This window comes from Microbacterium sp. PMB16, from assembly GCF_051294855.1.
GTDB lineage: Bacteria > Actinomycetota > Actinomycetes > Actinomycetales > Microbacteriaceae > Microbacterium.
Genome location: NZ_CP145908.1, coordinates 3,969,216 through 3,985,572, shown reverse-complemented (window position 1 = coordinate 3,985,572; position 16,357 = coordinate 3,969,216). Strand labels below are relative to the sequence as shown.

The window sequence follows — 16,357 nt, the reverse complement described above, 5'->3', positions numbered from 1 at the left end:
AGTGGAAAACGTGATCTCGTCTCTCACCGCCGCACGTCAGCGGGTCCTCGCTGTCCTGGGCTCGTTGTCGATGTACCGCCTCGTGCTCTTCGCGCTCGCCGCGCTCGCGGCCATCGCGTTCGTGTTGTCTCTGCTCGGCGTGATCGTCTCGCCAGGACCGCTCGAGCTGGTGGTGTCGTTCGTCGTGCTCGCCGTAGTCATCTCCGTGGTCGATGCGGCGGCACAGCGCATCCTGCGGCTGCCGTGGCGTATCGAGTCGTCGCTGGTCACCGCCCTGATCCTCCTGTTCGTGCTCCGGCCGGGTCTGGAGCCGGCGAACCTGATCGGCCTGGCGTTCGCGGGTGCGCTCGCGAGCCTGTCGAAGTACCTGATCGCCTGGCGCGGGCGGCACATCGTTAATCCGGCCGCCTTCGGCGCCGCCGTCGTCTCGATCCTGGGCGCGTTCGGCGCCCTCGAATGGCTGGGCACCTCGTCGTCGTGGTGGGTCGGAACGCCCGTGCTGACGATCCCGGTGGCCGTCCTCGGACTCGCCGTGCTCTGGCGCACCGAGAAGGTGCGCGTGGTCCTGGTCTTCCTGATCGTGGCGTTCGCCGTGTCGATCCTGCGGCAGGCCGTACAGGCGCAGGAGTTCGACCTGGCCTTCGACATCGTCACGGCGCTGCAGTTCGCGGTGCTCCAGTCGCCGTTCCTGTTCCTCGGTGCGTTCATGCTCTCCGAACCGCTCACGCTCCCGCCGCGCCGCCACCAGCAGCTCGCTGTCGCGATCCTCGTGGGCGTGCTGGCCGGCTGGCCGATCTCGGTGGCCGGGCTGTTCACGCTGGGCCAGGAGCGCGCGCTCATCATCGGCAACCTGCTGGCGTTCGCCTTCGCCCTGCGCGGCTCGGTGCGGCTGGTGCTCGAGCGGCGCGAGTTCGTGACGCCGACCGCGCAGGAGCTGACCTTCCGTGCCAAGGGCAAGGTGAAGTTCCTTCCTGGCCAGTACCTCGAACTCGACGTTCCCCACCATCGACCCGACGCCCGCGGGACCCGCCGGGAGTTCAGCATCGTGTCCGCTCCGGCGGACCTCCCGACGCTGCGGATCGCGTACAAGAACGGCGATCAGAAGCATCCGTCCAGCTACAAGCGGGCTCTCGCCGCGGCGGAACCCGGGGCGACGCTCGCGGTGACGGGCACCTGGGGCGACTTCATCCTTCCGCGCAGCGAGAGCCCGGTGCTCATGGTCGCGGCCGGGATCGGCGTCACGCCTTTCGTGTCGCAGCTGCGTCAGCTGCAGGCCTCCGAGCTGCGCCGAGACGTGGTGCTCGTGTACGTGGCGTCCGCAGCGGAAGAACTCGCGTTCCGCGACGAGCTCGCCGCGACCGGCGTGCGCACGGTGGTGTTCACCCGTGACGAGCCTGCGGATCTGCCCGCGCACTGGACCTGGGCCGAGGGTGCCAGGCTCGATGCCGAGACGCTGGAACGCGCGGTCGGCGACCTCGAGACGCGGCATGCCTACATCTCCGGTCCGCCCCGCCTCATCGCCGACCTGGCCCCTGCGCTGCAGAAGGCCCGCAGCCTCACGACCGACGCGTTCGCGGGCTACTGATCCTCACGCGCCGCCGGTCAGTCCTGCGGGCGGGCGACGGATGCCGGGTTGACCGGCAGGCGCACCGTGAAGGTCGTGTCGCCCGGTTCGCTGGTCGCCACGATCGATCCGCCATGGCCGTCGACGATCGCCTTCACGATCGCCAGACCCAGGCCTGTGCCGCCGGTCTGCCGAGCGCGTGAGGTGTCGCCGCGCGCGAAGCGGGCGAAGAGCTCATCCCGGAGGGTGGGATCGATTCCCGGACCATCGTCGTGCACGCGCAGCACGGCATCGGGGCCGTCCTGGCTGACGCTGAGGGTGATCGTCGTACCCGCGGGCGTGTGCGTGCGCGCGTTCGCGAGCAGATTCGCGACGACCTGGTGCATCCGTCCGGCGTCGCCGACGATGGTGACCGGCTCATCGGGTACGTCGATGACCCAGTGATGGTCGACGGCCGTGGGACGCGCATCCGAGAGCCCTTCGAGGGCGAGCTGGGTGAGGTCGACGGTGCCGTAGATGAGCTCGCGTCCCTCGTCGAGGCGGGCGAGCAGCAGCAGGTCCTCGACGAGACGCGTCATCCGCAGCGATTGGGCCTGGATCCGTTCCAGCGACGACGTGGTGCTCTCGATCGCCTCCGGTCCGTCCGCTCCGTGCGGGTTCTGACGGAGGGCTCGGAGCGACAGCTCGGAATAGCCGCGGATGGAGGCGAGCGGTGTGCGCAGCTCGTGACTGGCATCGGCGACGAATCGCCGCATCTGCTCCTCGTTCTTCTGACGGGCGGCGAGCGAGGTGTTCACGTGATCGAGGAGCTTGTTCAGGGCGGCGCCGACGAGCCCGGTCTCGGTGCGCGGGTCGGCCTCGTATGCCGGAACGCGCTCGGTGATCGTCACCTCTCCTCGGTCGAGCTGCTGGTTGGCGACACGGGTCGCGGTTCTCGCGACGGCGCGGAGCGGGCGCAGGCCCAGTCGGATCGTGATCGCCGTCGTGAGGGCGAGCAGGATCAGACCGCCGATCGTCGCCAGCGCGATCACGGTGAGCAGTTGGGTGAGCTGGTTCTGGATGTCGTCGCGGGGGAACCCAGCCACGGCGAACACACCGTTGCTCGCCGGCAGTGCCATGATCCGATACGACCCGACGCCCGTCAGGTTGACGGTCACCGGTGATCTCCCGGTGACCGCGTCGACGATCTCCTGCAGCTGCTGGCGGGTGAGTCCCCGAAGAGTGCCGGTGAACTCGTCGCCGCTCGTGCTCGCCACGATGACGCCGCTGGCCCCGGTGACGGGGCTCAGCACCGCGAAGAGCGAGCCGGATGTCGGCACGGTCTGACCGGCGAGGACGTTCTGCGCGGTCGCCTCGGATGCCGCGTACGACTCCGCCCACCCCAGCGTGTCGTGCGCGTAGGAGGTGAGCTTCTGGTCGAGCTGGTCCTCCATGGTGCGACCGAGGGTGGCGCTGGTGATGATCGCGACGATGATGAGGATCAGCGAGACGAACCCGATCACGGCGGTCATGAGCCGTGTCTGCAGGCTCATCGGCCGCCGCGTCATCGCCGCATCGGTCACTGCGGCGCCTTGATCATGTAGCCGACGCCGCGGACCGTGTGCAGGAGCGGCGTGCGGCCGGCGTCGATCTTCTTGCGGAGGTACGAGATGTACAGCTCGACGACGGAGGACTTGCCGCCGAAGTCGTAGCTCCACACCCGGTCGAGGATCTGGGCCTTCGACAGCACGCGGCGTTCGTTGCGCATGAGGTACCGGAGCAGTTCGAACTCGGTGGCGGTGAGGTCGATCTCCACGCCGTCGCGGATCACCTCGTGACTGTCTTCGTTGAGGGTGAGGTCGGCGACGCGGAGGATCGACTGACCGTCGTCGGCGGTGGCATGCCCGGTGCGGCGGATGATGGCGCGAAGGCGTGCGATCACCTCCTCGAGGCTGAAGGGCTTCGTCACGTAGTCGTCTCCGCCGGCGGTGAGACCGGCGACGCGGTCGCCCACGGCATCCTTCGCGGTGAGGAAGAGCACGGGCACCAGGCTCCCCGCCTCGCGGAGGCGCTTCAGCACGGCCATGCCGTCGAGGTCGGGCATCATGATGTCGAGCACCAGGGCGTCGGGTTCGAACTCCCGCGCAACCTGCAGCGCTTCCATGCCGGACGAGGCGGTGCGCACCTCCCAGCCCTCCATCCGCAGCGCCATGGCGAGCAGATCGGTCAGCATCTGCTCGTCATCGACGGCGAGGATGCGCAGAGGGGAGCCGTCCGGGCGGCGAAGATCGGGCAGGTCGCTGGTCATGCATCCATTCTGCGGAATCTCCTATGTTGTTTCTATGGAATCGGCTATGCGTTTCCCGAGAGAATCGGGGCCGCGTGCACGCGGGCGCAAGCCTCGGTCAGAACCCCGAGCAGATCGCCGTCGGCTGCCGAGAACGATCGGCCGTCGATGGCGAGGGGAGCGCCGAACACGACGACGGGTGCGCCGATCGCCGGGCAGCCGACGGCCTGGTCGATCGAGAGCCCGCCCACGGCCTGCACGGGCACGGTGGTCGCGGCGACGATAGCGGCGAGGTCGGTCAGCGGAGTCAACTCCCGCTGTGGGTGGGCGTTCCGGTGGTCGTAGCCGATGTGGTGGATCACCATGCCGACTCCGAGCGACTCCAGCCGTGCGCACTCCGCCACGCGGTCCGGAGCGCCCAGATCGTCTCCCATCACCAGCATCCCGAATCGTTCTCCGGCGGCGACCACGGCATCGATGGTCGCGTCGTGCGCGCGTCCCATCACGATCACAGCATCCGCGCCGGCGTCGCCCATCATCTCCGCCTCCAGGTAGCCGCCGTCCATCGTCTTGAGGTCGACGATGAGCGGATGATCGGGGAACTCCGCTCGAAGCGCGCGCACCGCATGCAGCCCCTCGGCGAGCACCAGGGGAGTGCCGACCTCGATCCAGTCGGCTCCCGCCTCGACGGCGATCGCAGCGGTGCGCAGTGCGTCGGTGTTGTTGGTGAGGTCGAGGGAGACCTGCACGAGCGGGCGGGTCAGGTTTTCCCGGGTTATCCCGCGGATCGTGGTGGACAAGGTCAGGCCTTTCGGGCGGGGCGGACGAGGTTGCGCAACGCTGATCCGCCGCGATGCGCGGAGAGATTGTGCTCGATCAGGGCGGCCGCGCCGAGCGGGCGCCCGCCGGCGGCATGCGGGGTGAGGATCAGGTTGGGGAGGTCCCACAGGGGTGAGTCGGTGGGGAGCGGCTCCTGGACGGTGACGTCCAGCGCTGCACCGCCGAGAGTGCCGGAGCGCAGGGCATCGACGAGCGCCGACTCGTCGACAGTGGCGCCGCGCCCGACGTTGATGAGCCAGGCGTGCGAGGGCAGGGCCGCGAGCAGCGTCGCATCCATGATGCCGGCTGTCGCGTCGGAGGAGGGGAGGATCATCACCACCACGTCGGTGTCGGGGAACAGGGCGGGGAGATCATCCGCCGTCACGACGCGGACGTCGCCCTCGGTGCGAGCGCGGGTGCCGACGCCGGTGACGTGCGCTCCGAGCGCGGTCAGCAACGGTCCCAGGGTCGAGCCGATGCTGCCGTACCCCCAGATGGCGACCCGGGCTCCGCGCAGGGTGGAGAAGACTCCTGGGCTCGGTTCCGACTGCAGGCCGCCCAGCTCGCCGGCCCACCGGTGGCCGATCTGAGCGCGGACGAGCGTGTGCAGGCGCCGCGCCGCGGCGAGGGTCAGCGCGAGGGCGTGCTCGGCGACGGGCGCGTCGTGCAGGGAGCGACCGCTGGTGATGGCGACATCATCCGAGAAGCCGGCGGCGAGTGCGGCGTCGCTGCCCGCCGACAGCAGCTGCACCCACCGCAGCGCCGGCAACCGCGACGCCGCGTCGACGAGCAGTGCATCGGAGACGCCCCAGACCACGAGGGCCTCGGCGTCGGTGTGAGAGTCCGGAATCGGCGCTGCAGGGTCGTAGGAGATGACCTCGACGCCGTCCGATTCCGTCTGGAAGGGGACGAGGGTCGGCACGAGCAGCTTCATGACCAGGCTCCCTTCGGGAAGGCGACGGCGAACGCGGCGCCAAGTGCCTCGAGTTCTTCGAGAGTTGCGGGCGGTAGGTCGATCCCGCCGGCGGTGCGGGCGGAGAGCGTGCGTTCCTCCGGTTCTCCGGGGACCAGTACTCGCTCGGCCCCGGGAGCCGGTGCGACGGCGTGGGCTGCATCGGCGAGACCGTCGATCCGGGAGAGGAAGTCTGTGAACGGCAGGAACCGCTCCACGTCGAGCGCGAGCATCCAGTGGCCGATGTTCTGCGGCTTCGAGAAGTCGGTGTACATGTTGCCCAGATCACCGGCCACGGCGGAACCGCTGAGCACGCCGGCGAGGATCTCGATCAGGAAGGCCAGGCCATAGCCCTTCGGACCGCCCGCGGGAAGAAGCGCGCTGACCGCGTGCGGATCCGTGCTGGGGCGACCGTCTCCGTCGACACCCCAGTCCCCGGGAATCGCGGTGTCCTTGGTGCGGGCGAGGAGCACCTTGCCCATGGCGGTCGTGCTGGTGGCCATGTCGAGGCTGATCGGGTCGCCGCTGGTCGGGGCTGCGAAAGCGAGCGGATTCGTGCCGAGGAACGCATCCTTGCCGCCGAACGGAACCACGATCGGCTCCGAGTTCGACATGACGATGGCGATCCGGCCGCGCCGTGCCAGTTGCCGCGCGTAGTAGCCGGCGGTGCCGAAGTGCGCGCTGTGATGCACGGTGGCGCAGGCGACGCCGAGCTCCCCGCTGACCCTGGTGAGTTCTTCCAGAGCTGAGCGGGCGGCGAGCTGGCCGGCCGTTCCGGCGGCGTCGACTCGAATTGCCGCGCCGTCGCGCGTCACCACGGGGACCGCCTTCGGGTCGACGAGCCCCGCGTCGATCCGAGCGCGATAGGCCGGGAGGCGGATCACGCCATGCGAGTCCACGCCGCGCAGGTTGGCGTCGACCAGCGTGTCGGCGACGTACCCCGCGGCCTCCGCCTCATAGCCCCACGCGGTCAGCAGACGCGCTGTCCACCCTCGTAGGTCGTTTGCGTCGATTGTCATCTTCGACTCCTTTCGCATCCTCGCGATCTCCGACGATGCCTGGTGCAACGGAGGTTCGCATAATAATCTTATTCGTAATACTTTTAGACGCGCTACTCCGAAGATGGGATGAGGTATCGATGAGGATCAGTGTTTTTCCCAAAGGCGACCTGGACGCTTTGGCCACTCACCGCACCATGACGGTGTTCGAGTGGATCGAGAAGGCGCAGGCGCTGCCCGCCGAGGGCCTGGAGCTCTACGGCGGGATGTTCTGGCAGACAGACGACGACTTCGTCGATCGCGTCGGCGAAGCGCTCGCGGCGGCGGGCTTCGAGATGCCGATGATGTGCGTGTCGCCGGACTTCACGAACCCCGACCGTTCCGTGCGCGACGCGGATTTCGATCGCGAGGTGGAGATGATGCGCATCACGGCGCGTCTCGGCGGACGAGGCGCGAGCACCCGTGTGCTCTCGGGTCAGCGCCACCCCGAGGTCAGCCGCGGTCAGGGGGTCGAGTGGGTCGTCGACGCGATCCAGCGACTGCTCCCGATCGCGCGGGAGCTTGGCATCACCCTCGCGATGGAGAACCACTACAAGGACGGGGGCTGGCGGTACCCCGAGTTCGCGCAGAAATCGGACGTGTTCCTCGAGATCGTGCAGGCGATCGACGACCGGGCGAGTTTCGGCGTGCAGTTCGACCCGTCGAATGCGATCGTCGCGGGAGACGACTCCGCGGACTTCCTCGACCTCGTCATCGACCGTGTCGTCACGATGCAGGCGTCCGATCGATCCCTGGCGCCTGGCGGTTCGCTCGACGCGCTGCGTCAGAGTGACGGCACCATCGGCTACTCGCCGCTCTTGCAGCACGGGGTCATCGGGCGAGGCCTCAACGACTATCCGCGCATCTTCCGCACTCTTGCCGAGGCCGGATACGACGGCTGGATCAGCATCGAGGACGGCGTCAACGGGATGGGGGAGATGGCGGAGTCCGTCGACTACCTGCGTCAAGCCCGAGAGGAGTTCTTCGGCGGTTCGACCGCCGTACGGGTGCGCACGCACGAGGAGGCGCTTCGCGCAGCCGGTCTCCCGAGCATCGCCCAGGACTCCCGACCGGAGGGCGACCGATGAAGGCGATCGTGAAGTTCGGATTGAACGACGGCGATGTGGAGGTCCGCGATGTGCCGGAGCCGCAGCTGCAGCCCGGGACGGTGCTGATCGCCGCACGAGCCGTCGGCGTCTGCGGCTCCGACATCCACATGTGGCGCAACGGTCAGAGCTGGGACGTCGCGCTGCCGGTGATCCTCGGGCACGAGACGGCCGGCGTCATCGCAGCGGTCGCGGACGATGTCGACGGCTGGGAGGTCGGTGATCGCGTCGTCTGCGAGACCGCGGCGTCGATCTGCGGCGTCTGCGCGCTCTGCCGCACGGGCCGGTACAACCTGTGTCCGCTGCGGCAGGGTTACGGCGCGATCCGCGATGGTGCCTTCGGCGAGCTGTTGCTGGCCGAGCCGCGGGTGCTGCACCGCATCCCGGACGGCGTGTCGTTCGCACAGGCGGCCATGACGGAGCCGTTCGCTGTCGCGTACAACGCGCTCGTCGAGCGGGCATCGGTCACGCCGGGCGATCTCGTGGTCATCCAGGGTGCCGGGGCGATCGGGGCCCTGTCACTCCAGGTGGCGCGGCTGCGCGGTGCGGGCACCACCGTGGTCCTCGGTACCGGAGTCGACGAGCACCGCCTTGCCAAGGCGCGAGATCTCGGAGCCGATCACACGCTCGACATCACCCGCGAGGATCCGGTCGCACTGCTGCGCACGCTCGGGGACGGGCTGGGGGCTGACGTGGTGGTCGACGCGACCGGAGTCAGCGCGGCGCTGCGACAGAGCCTGGAGCTCGTCCGGCCGTTCGGTTCGATCGCCAAGATCGGTTGGGGGCCGCAGCCGCTCGGCTTCAGCCTCGATCCGCTCGTCGCGAAGGCAGCGACGCTCTACGGTTCGTTCTCGCACACCTGGACGACATGGGAGCGGGTGCTCTCGCTGTTCGCCACGGGGGCGCTCGACACCGACGCCGTGCTCGGCGGAATCTACGAGCTCGAAGACTGGGAACGGGCGTTCGAGGACATGGAATCCGGCCGCAACATCAAGTCCGTCATGGTGATGCCCGGCTGAGTCGAACACCGGCAGCCCGGGGGAGTCGCGTTGAGGCTTCCCCGGGTGCACTGTCCGTCACTCGCTGCGAGGCGCGTGCAACTGCTCGAATTCGCCGAGTGTGCGGCTGACGAGCCGGAGAGCTGTCTCCTGTGCGCGGAGCACGTCACGATCGACCAGTGCTTGCGCGAGCTGAATATGGTTCTCCACCGACTCAGCGGTGATCTCGTGCATGCCCGGGCGCGTATCGTGCCCTCGTGCGTCGAGCGTGGCGCCGATGGTGTCGGCGAGCTGCGCGATGACCGCGTTCTGCGTGCCCTCGAGCAGGAGGCGGTGGAAGCCGGCATCCATCTCGAAGAACCGGCGGGTATCGTGCGCGGCGAAAGCGTCGCGCATGGCCGTTGCGCGATCGAGGATCTCCGCAGCGTCCTCGGGAGCGAGACGCTGTGCGGCGAGGCCGGCGGCCGTGTGCTCGATCCCCAGCCGCAGCTCCAGCAGCTGCTTCATCTGGGTGACGTACGCCGGACCCTGGCTGCGCCACTTGACGACGTAGGGGTTGATGAGGTCCCACTGGCTCGGTGGCAGCACCCGCGTTCCGACCTGTGGTCGCGCCTCGACCAGCCCCATCGAGCTCAGCGTGCGGATGCCCTCGCGGACCACGCTGCGGGAGACGCCGAGACGTTCGCACAGCTGGTCGGCGTAGACGATCGTCCCCGCGGGGATGTCGCCGTCGATGATCTCTTGTCCGAGGACGTCGACGACGTGGGCGTAGAGGCCGCTGCCGACGCGCGAGCGATATCGTGCGCTGCTCGCGCTGGTGAGGTCCGGCACTCGGGACCCTCCGTTCATGTGATCGCCTGCTCGAAGTCGTACTCACCCTCGGCTGCTGCAGCATCATGGGCGAGGCGCGGCACCTGGCTCGCCAATTTGCCTCCGCTGATGTCGATGAGTGTACCGGTGATGTAGCCCGCGGCATCCGAGGCGAGGAAGCAGACGAGGTGGGCGATGTCGGCCTTCGCTCCCCAGCGACGCAGCGAGAGCGTGTCGAGAAGGCGGGCCTGCTCTGCTCGTGGGAGGTCGTCGAAGCCGTTGAGTCCGGTCGGGATCATCCCGGGGGCATACGAATTCGCCGTGATATCCCAGGGGCCGACCTCGCCGGCGAGGGCGCGCGTGAAGTGAGCGACCGCCGCCTTGGAGGAGGCGTAGGCGGCGCTGCCGTAAATCGGGACGAGCGCGGCGAAGGATGCCGCGTTGATGATGCGTCCCGATCGCCGCCGCTTCATGACGGGAAGCACGGCGCGACAGAACAGGAAGGTGCCTTTGAGGTTGACGTCGTGGATGACGTCCCACGCCTGCTCGTCGAACCCGTCGATCGGGCCGATTCCGGTGACACCCGCGTTGTTCACGAGGATGTCGATGCGCCCGAACTCCTTATCGACGGCGTCGACGATGCTCTGGATCTGCTGTGCGTCGCGGATATCGCAGGCGAACTCGCGATGCGCCGTGCCGATCGCGTCGAGTTCGGCTGCGGTGGCAGCGAGGCCGTCCAGGCTGAGATCAACCGACACTGTGAGTACGCCTTCGCGTGCCAGGGTCGTCACGATCTCACGACCGATCCCGTTTCCCGCCCCGGTGACGACGGCGACTCTGCCGGTGAGATCGATGAGCATGGGATTCCCTTCGGCCTGCACTTGCGCTACAAGTATGATTTATTAGAATAATGATACTCCCGGGTGTCGACATCGGCACCCATCCGTTTGCGCAGAGTTGCGCAACCCAGCGAAGGAGATGCAGTGAAGCATCGGACGGTTTTCAGGATCTCTGCCCTCGCGGCGGCCGGCGTTCTCGCTGCCGGCACGCTCGTCGCCTGCGCGGGTGACAGTGGTGGTGAGGAATCGGACGTCATCCGCGTGACGCTCGCCAACCACGTGTGGACGGACATCATCAAGGACAAGATCCCCGAATTCGAGAAGGAGACCGGTCTCACGGTCGAACTCACGCAGCTCGGCGAGGATCAACTCTCCGACCAGTACAACGTGAAGCTCAACGCCGGCACAGACGAGATCGACGTGATGATGTACCGGCCGCTCCAGGAGGGGAAGCTCTTCGCGCAGAATGGCTACCTGGCCGATCTCACGGATCGGGTGGAAGAGAATGCGGACTGGGACTGGAGCGACTTCCAGGCCGGGCCGGTCGAGGCGACCACCTACGAGGAGTCCGTCGTCGGTGTTCCGCTCATCACGGAGTCACAGGTGCTCTACTACCGCACCGACCTCCTCGAGGCAGCCGGTCTCGAGGTTCCTGAGACCCTCGATGACCTCGCCGAGGCGGCGGAGACCATCTCGGCGAGCAACCCCGGCGTGGCAGGTTTCGTGGCCCGCACCGGTCGGTCCGCGGCGGTCACGCAGTTCTCCAGCTTCCTGTTCAGCTTCGGCGGAGACTTCCAGGACGGCGAAAAGGCCGCCGTCGACTCTCCTGAGGCCATCGAGGCCTATGAGTACTATGGCGGTCTGCTCCACGACTTCGGCCCGGAGAACGTGAGCACCGACATGAGCTGGCCCGAGGCCGCGGCGATCTTCGCGCAGGGACAGGCGGCGTTCTACAGCGACGCGAGCAGCCTCTACCAGAACCTCGCGCTCGAGGAGAACTCCACGGTCTTCGACAAGGTCGGTTACGCGCCGTTCCCCGCGGGCCCCGCCGGGTCCAAGCCGTACAGCATCCCGTCCTGGGCGCTCGGGATCAACGAGGTCTCGCCGAACCAGGACAACGCCTGGAAGTTCATCCAGTGGGCGACGAGCTTCGACAGTGTGCTCGCGGTGCAGTCGGAGGGCGTGCCCGGTGCGCGCACCTCGGTCTGGGATGACCCCCAGGGCACGGAGAGCTTCCCTGAGGCGCTCGCCGAGGCGATCGCGATCAATGCCGAGAACGGCGTCGGTTACGACCGTCCTCTCGTGGTGAACGTCGCCGAGTCCCGCGAGATCGTCGGCGACCCGATCGTCGTCGGGATCACCGGCGGAGACGTCGGGGAGTCCGCTGCGCAGGCGCAGAAGAAATTCCAAGCGTTCCTCGACGACGAGAACGAGTAGTCCCAGCCCACACTCCGGTGGCGGGTCGCCGAGAACGCGTCCCGCCACCGGACGACACGAAGGAGGCGTCGGTGAGCAATGCAGCCCATCGAGAGGTCGGTGCGTGGGAGCAATACTCGCGCTGGGTGAACAGGCATCGGAAGTGGGTGTTCGCGGCGCCGGCCATGATCTTCATCGCCCTGCTGCTGGTGTTCCCGCTCGTCTGGACGCTCTATCTCAGTTTCACCGATTCGAAAGGGTCCGTACGGGCGCCCTTCGACTTCATCGGCATCCAGAACTACATCGACGTGCTCTCCGACACCGAGCGCTTCTGGCCGGCGGTCGGCAGGACCGTGCTGTTCACGGGCGGCGCGCTTGTCTTCGAAGTCATCCTCGGCATCACCATCGCCCTTCTGCTGTGGAAGCCCTTCCGCGGCGAGCGGCTGATCCGCGTCGCCATCCTGCTGCCGCTGGTGGCCACCCCGGTGGCGGTCGGGATGATGTGGCGACTCATCTTCGAGCCGAACATCGGCTTCGCGAACGAGATGCTGTCGTGGTTCGGCATCCCCGCTCAGCCATGGCTCAGCAGTCCCGACACCGCTCTCAGCACCCTCGTCTTCGTAGACGTGTGGCAATGGACACCGATGGTGACCCTCATCATCCTCGCGGGATTGACCGCCTTGCCGGAGGAACCCGACGAGGCAGCGCGCGTCGACGGGGCGAGCTGGTGGCAGCGCCTCTGGTACGTCACTCTCCCGCTTCTCGCGCCCACCATCATCGCCGCGGTCATCCTGCGGGGGATCGACGCGCTGAAGACCTTCGACATCCTCTATGCGACCAAGGGGAAGGGTGGCGGGTCGTTCCACGAGGTCGAGACCCTGAACATCTACGCCTACGGCCTCAGCTTCGACTACAACCGCTACGGGCAGGCCTCCACCGTCCTGATCCTGTTCTTCCTGATGATCATCGGACTCATCTGGATCCTCTCTCTCCGCAAGAAGGCGATGAACAAATGAGCGCCACATCCCTCATCGTGCTCCCCGAGTCGCGACGCAAGAAGTTCCCGCTCCCGTCGGCCGGCCGGTTCGTGGGGCTCGCTCTCGTGGTCGTCGGACTCGTCGCCCCGCTCGCGTGGATGCTGCTGGCGAGCTTCAAGACGAATGTCGACATCTACGATCCGTCGAAGCTGTTCACATTCACACCGACCCTCGCCAACTACGACACGGTGTTCGGGCAGGCGAACTACGGCTCCTACATCTGGAACTCGTTCTTCGTCGCCTTCGTCGCGACCGTGCTCTCCCTGCTTCTCGCCGTCCCCGCGGCCTACAGCATGAGCCGCTTCTCGATGGGCAAGTCGGCCATGGTCGTGCTGCTTGCACGCATCATCCCCGGCGTGAGCCTGCTGGTGCCGTGGTACTTCGTGTTCTCGCAGATGCGGCTCGTCGGCTCGTACACGGTGCTCATCCTCTCGATGATGTTCGTGTCGCTCCCGCTCATCCTGTACATCATGATGTCGTACTTCGACTCGATGCCCGAGGAGCTCGAGGAGGCCGCTCAGGTCGATGGGCTCACGCCGATCGGCGCGTTTCTGCGGATCACGCTGCCGCTGTCGATGCCCGGTGTGGCGACGGCCGCGATCCTGTCGTTCATCTTCGCGTGGAACAACTTCATGTTCGCGCTGGTGCTCGCGGGGTCGAGCACGAAGACTCTCCCGGTGGCGATCTTCGACTTCGTCGGCTATGCGAGCATCGACTGGGGCGGTCTGATGGCGGCCGCCGTCATCGTGACGCTGCCGATCATGCTGATCGCTCTCTTCGCGCAGAAGTACGTCGTCTCCGGGCTCACTGCGGGCGCGACCAAGGGGTGACCCTTCGGATCAGCGCAACCGGTCGTCCGGGAGGGCGAAGAAATCGGTCGTCCCTTCCGCGGCCAGCCGATCCGACAGTTCTCCGATCGGACCGTCCAGGTGGCCGTTCGCGCGGACGGTGAGACGCCGAATGCCGGCGAGCGCGTGGTACACCGCGAACTGTCCGCGCGGGTCGACCATGGGATCGAGCAGGGCGGCTCCGACGTGCACGGGAATCCGTAGGCGCCGCGCGGCGCTCGCGGCATCGAAGTAGTCGAGAACGGGGCGCACCTCCGGGTGCGCGCGCAGGTGTCGACGCACGGCCTCGCCGCTGCCGGTGGACCGACGGCTGAGCCGCACAGCGTGATTCCCGAAGCTCGGGACGTCGAACGACGCGCGACGGAATCGCGCATCCCAGGGGAGGGCCATCGCTCCGATCCCGCCGCCGAAGCTGGTGCCGCTGTAGTCGAGGGCCCCGGCGACCGTGGGCGCGAGCTCGAGCAGAATCGTCGCCACGCGCCACAGGTCCGCCGCGGCGAAGCGGTGCGAGTAGGTCTCGCGATGCGCGATACCGGCGAGCACGTGACCCGACGGGTCGGCAGGGAAGCGACTGGGGGCGTCGGCGTGCGTTCCCGGGGCGCAGGGGAAGATCGCCGCGGTGTCTGACGGCACGCAGTCGACGTCGGGTCCTGTCCTGCCGCCGTAGCCGTGCCCGACCACGAGGCCGCGTCCGTTTTCCCTGGCCTCCCGCGGCACCATTGCGTACGCGACGGCCTGCTCGTCGGCGGAGGAGAGGAAGCGGATCTCCGTCACGCGGTGGCTCCGCGTCGACTCGAGCTCCGTCGTCGCTTCCCAATCGACCTGGCCGGTGCCGAACTCGTCGAAGGTGGACTGCCAGAACTCGTCGAAGTCAACGGGCTCGGCAGGAGCAGGGAGCGGCGTCAGGAGCTCGCTCAGCGAGTACTCCGTCAACTCTTCAGGTGGGGGCGCGGTCACGCGGGCTTCCTTCCGGGCGATGAGCTCGACGATACCGACGACGAAGGGCCGGACACCATCGAGGTGCCCGGCCCCTCCGCAGCGGTACGCCGGTCAGTGCGTGTCTTCCGCCTCGATCTCGGTGCGGTCGCCCGACCACAGCGTGTGGAACGTGCCCGGCTTGTCGATGCGCTTGTAGGTGTGCGCGCCGAAGAAGTCGCGCTGACCCTGCACGAGCGCGGCGGGCAGCCGGTCGGCGCGGATGCCGTCGTAGTACGACAGGGACGACGAGAAAGCGGGCGCGGGGATGCCGGCCTGCGCGGCCGTGACCACGACGCGGCGCCACGACGCCTGGCCGCGGGTGAAGACCTCGGCGAAGTACGGGGCGGTCATCAGCACCGGCAGATCGGGCGTCTCGGCGTATGCCTCGGCGATGCGGTTCAGGAACTGCGCCCGGATGATGCAGCCGCCGCGCCAGATCTTGGAGATCGCTCCGAGGTCGATGTTCCAGCCGTACTCGGCTGCGCCCGCGCGGATCTCGTCGAAGCCCTGCGAGTAGGCCACGATCTTCGACGCGTACAGCGCGAGGCGCACGTCTTCGATGAATGCGGCCTCGTCGGCGACGACGAACTCGTCGTCGGGACCCGGAAGAGAGCCGGCGACCTCGCGCTGCTCGGGGTGCGAGGAGAGCGAGCGGGCGAACGTGGCTTCGGCGATGCCCGAGACGGGAACACCGAGCGAGAGTGCGGTCTGCACCGTCCATGCGCCCGTGCCCTTGGCGCCGGCCTGGTCGACGATCACGTCGACGAGCGGCTTGCCGGTCTCGGCATCCACCTGGCGGAGCACCTCGGCGGTGATCTCGATCAGGTACGACTCCAGCTCGCCCCTGTTCCACTCGGCGAAGATGTCGGCGATCTCGGCGGGGGACTTGCCCGTGCCGCGACGGATGAGGTCGTACGCCTCGGCGATGAGCTGCATGTCGGCGTACTCGATGCCGTTGTGCACCATCTTGACGAAGTGGCCGGCGCCGTCGTGGCCGACGTGCGTGACACACGGCTCGCCCTCGGCGACCGCGGCGATCGACTTCAGGATCGGGCCGAGCGTGACCCACGACTCGTCCGAGCCGCCGGGCATGATGGACGGGCCGGTGAGGGCGCCCTCCTCGCCGCCGGAGATGCCGGCGCCGACGAAGTTGATACCGGTCTCGCGGACGGCCTTCTCGCGACGGATCGTGTCGGGGAAGTACGCGTTGCCGCCGTCGACGATGATGTCGCCCGGCTCGAAGACCTCGATGAGGGAGTCGATCACGGCGTCGGTCGGGCCGCCGGCCTTGACCATGATGATCGCGGTGCGCGGCTTCTGCAGCGAGTCGGCGAATTCCTGGTAGGTCGACGAGGGGACGAAGCCCGCCTCGGGGTGCTCGTCCAGAAGCGTCTGGGTCTTCGCGTAGCTGCGGTTGAAGATCGCCACGGTGTTCCCCTCGCGGCTGGCGAGGTTGCGGGCGAGGTTCGAACCCATGACGGCGAGTCCGACGACTCCGATGTTCGCTGATGCTTCGGGCACAGAAGGCTCCTGAATCGTGAAGAAAGGGGTGCTTTCAGCGTATCGCTGTGCGGCACGTCAGTGCGCGCGTGTGTCAGGTCGGCCGTGTCCGGCGGGGCGCAGTGTTCAGCGCGGCGCGTCCACGCCTCTACGCTGGTCGAGCCGAGACGTTCCGAGGAGGATCATC

General features: G+C 67.8%; 15 protein-coding genes. 6 read left to right on the top strand and 9 right to left on the bottom strand.

Annotated features, from left to right (window positions below; translation table 11 throughout):
* Positions 1 to 10 precede the first annotated feature (10 nt).
* Complete coding sequence (locus V5D55_RS19190) at positions 11 to 1,585, top strand: FAD-dependent oxidoreductase (RefSeq protein ID WP_435746189.1); 1,575 nt, start codon at positions 11 to 13, stop codon at positions 1,583 to 1,585.
* Positions 1,586 to 1,602: 17 nt separating this feature from the next.
* On the opposite strand, the gene V5D55_RS19185 is transcribed toward V5D55_RS19190, so the two are convergent.
* The 5 genes from V5D55_RS19185 to V5D55_RS19165 are packed head-to-tail and all read right to left on the bottom strand — an operon-like array spanning position 1,603 to position 6,620.
* Positions 1,603 to 3,096, bottom strand: coding sequence for a sensor histidine kinase (locus tag V5D55_RS19185; RefSeq protein ID WP_435749349.1), 1,494 nt, complete (start codon positions 3,094 to 3,096; stop codon positions 1,603 to 1,605).
* A 26-nt stretch (positions 3,097 to 3,122) separates the two neighbouring features.
* A complete protein-coding gene (locus V5D55_RS19180) occupies positions 3,123 to 3,851 on the bottom strand; it encodes a response regulator transcription factor (protein WP_435746187.1) in 729 nt (242 codons plus the stop codon).
* A gap of 44 nt (positions 3,852 to 3,895) precedes the next feature.
* The gene (locus tag V5D55_RS19175; protein ID WP_435746185.1) at positions 3,896 to 4,630 is read right to left on the bottom strand and encodes an orotidine 5'-phosphate decarboxylase / HUMPS family protein; all 735 of its coding nucleotides are present in this window, start codon (positions 4,628 to 4,630) and stop codon (positions 3,896 to 3,898) included.
* 2 nt (positions 4,631 to 4,632) lie between these two features.
* A complete protein-coding gene (locus V5D55_RS19170) occupies positions 4,633 to 5,583 on the bottom strand; it encodes an NAD(P)-dependent oxidoreductase (protein ID WP_435746183.1) in 951 nt (316 codons plus the stop codon).
* The gene (locus V5D55_RS19165) at positions 5,580 to 6,620 is read right to left on the bottom strand and encodes an Ldh family oxidoreductase (protein ID WP_435746181.1); all 1,041 of its coding nucleotides are present in this window, start codon (positions 6,618 to 6,620) and stop codon (positions 5,580 to 5,582) included. The genes V5D55_RS19170 and V5D55_RS19165 overlap by 4 nt, the downstream gene beginning before the upstream one ends.
* Positions 6,621 to 6,778: 158 nt before the next feature.
* Here V5D55_RS19165 and V5D55_RS19160 point away from each other — a divergent pair, with 158 nt between their 5' ends.
* Positions 6,779 to 7,726, top strand: coding sequence for a sugar phosphate isomerase/epimerase family protein (locus V5D55_RS19160; protein ID WP_435746179.1), 948 nt, complete (start codon positions 6,779 to 6,781; stop codon positions 7,724 to 7,726).
* A complete protein-coding gene (locus V5D55_RS19155) occupies positions 7,723 to 8,763 on the top strand; it encodes a zinc-dependent alcohol dehydrogenase (protein ID WP_435746177.1) in 1,041 nt (346 codons plus the stop codon). Before V5D55_RS19160 ends, V5D55_RS19155 begins: the two co-directional genes overlap by 4 nt.
* A gap of 57 nt (positions 8,764 to 8,820) precedes the next feature.
* On the opposite strand, the gene V5D55_RS19150 is transcribed toward V5D55_RS19155, so the two are convergent.
* Positions 8,821 to 9,573 (bottom strand): FadR/GntR family transcriptional regulator, encoded by a 753-nt coding sequence (locus V5D55_RS19150; protein ID WP_435746175.1) that lies wholly within the window; start codon positions 9,571 to 9,573, stop codon positions 8,821 to 8,823.
* Positions 9,574 to 9,587: 14 nt separating this feature from the next.
* Complete coding sequence (locus V5D55_RS19145) at positions 9,588 to 10,412, bottom strand: SDR family NAD(P)-dependent oxidoreductase (protein WP_435746173.1); 825 nt, start codon at positions 10,410 to 10,412, stop codon at positions 9,588 to 9,590.
* 123 nt (positions 10,413 to 10,535) lie between these two features.
* On the opposite strand from V5D55_RS19145, the gene V5D55_RS19140 reads away from it, so the two are divergent.
* The 3 genes from V5D55_RS19140 to V5D55_RS19130 all read left to right on the top strand — a co-directional run bounded on the left by V5D55_RS19140 (position 10,536) and on the right by V5D55_RS19130 (position 13,674).
* Positions 10,536 to 11,828, top strand: a complete 1,293-nt coding sequence (locus V5D55_RS19140) for an ABC transporter substrate-binding protein (RefSeq protein ID WP_435746171.1) — start codon at positions 10,536 to 10,538, stop codon at positions 11,826 to 11,828.
* A 71-nt stretch (positions 11,829 to 11,899) separates the two neighbouring features.
* Complete coding sequence (locus V5D55_RS19135; protein WP_435746169.1) at positions 11,900 to 12,823, top strand: carbohydrate ABC transporter permease; 924 nt, start codon at positions 11,900 to 11,902, stop codon at positions 12,821 to 12,823.
* A complete protein-coding gene (locus V5D55_RS19130; RefSeq protein WP_435746167.1) occupies positions 12,820 to 13,674 on the top strand; it encodes a carbohydrate ABC transporter permease in 855 nt (284 codons plus the stop codon). Before V5D55_RS19135 ends, V5D55_RS19130 begins: the two co-directional genes overlap by 4 nt.
* A gap of 9 nt (positions 13,675 to 13,683) precedes the next feature.
* On the opposite strand, the gene V5D55_RS19125 is transcribed toward V5D55_RS19130, so the two are convergent.
* Together V5D55_RS19125 and gndA are read right to left on the bottom strand one after the other, a co-directional pair.
* On the bottom strand, positions 13,684 to 14,649 hold the full coding sequence (locus V5D55_RS19125) for an acetylxylan esterase (RefSeq protein WP_435746165.1): 966 nt from the start codon (positions 14,647 to 14,649) through the stop codon (positions 13,684 to 13,686).
* A gap of 93 nt (positions 14,650 to 14,742) precedes the next feature.
* Positions 14,743 to 16,191, bottom strand: coding sequence for an NADP-dependent phosphogluconate dehydrogenase (gndA, locus tag V5D55_RS19120; RefSeq protein WP_435746163.1), 1,449 nt, complete (start codon positions 16,189 to 16,191; stop codon positions 14,743 to 14,745).
* Positions 16,192 to 16,357: the final 166 nt, after the last annotated feature.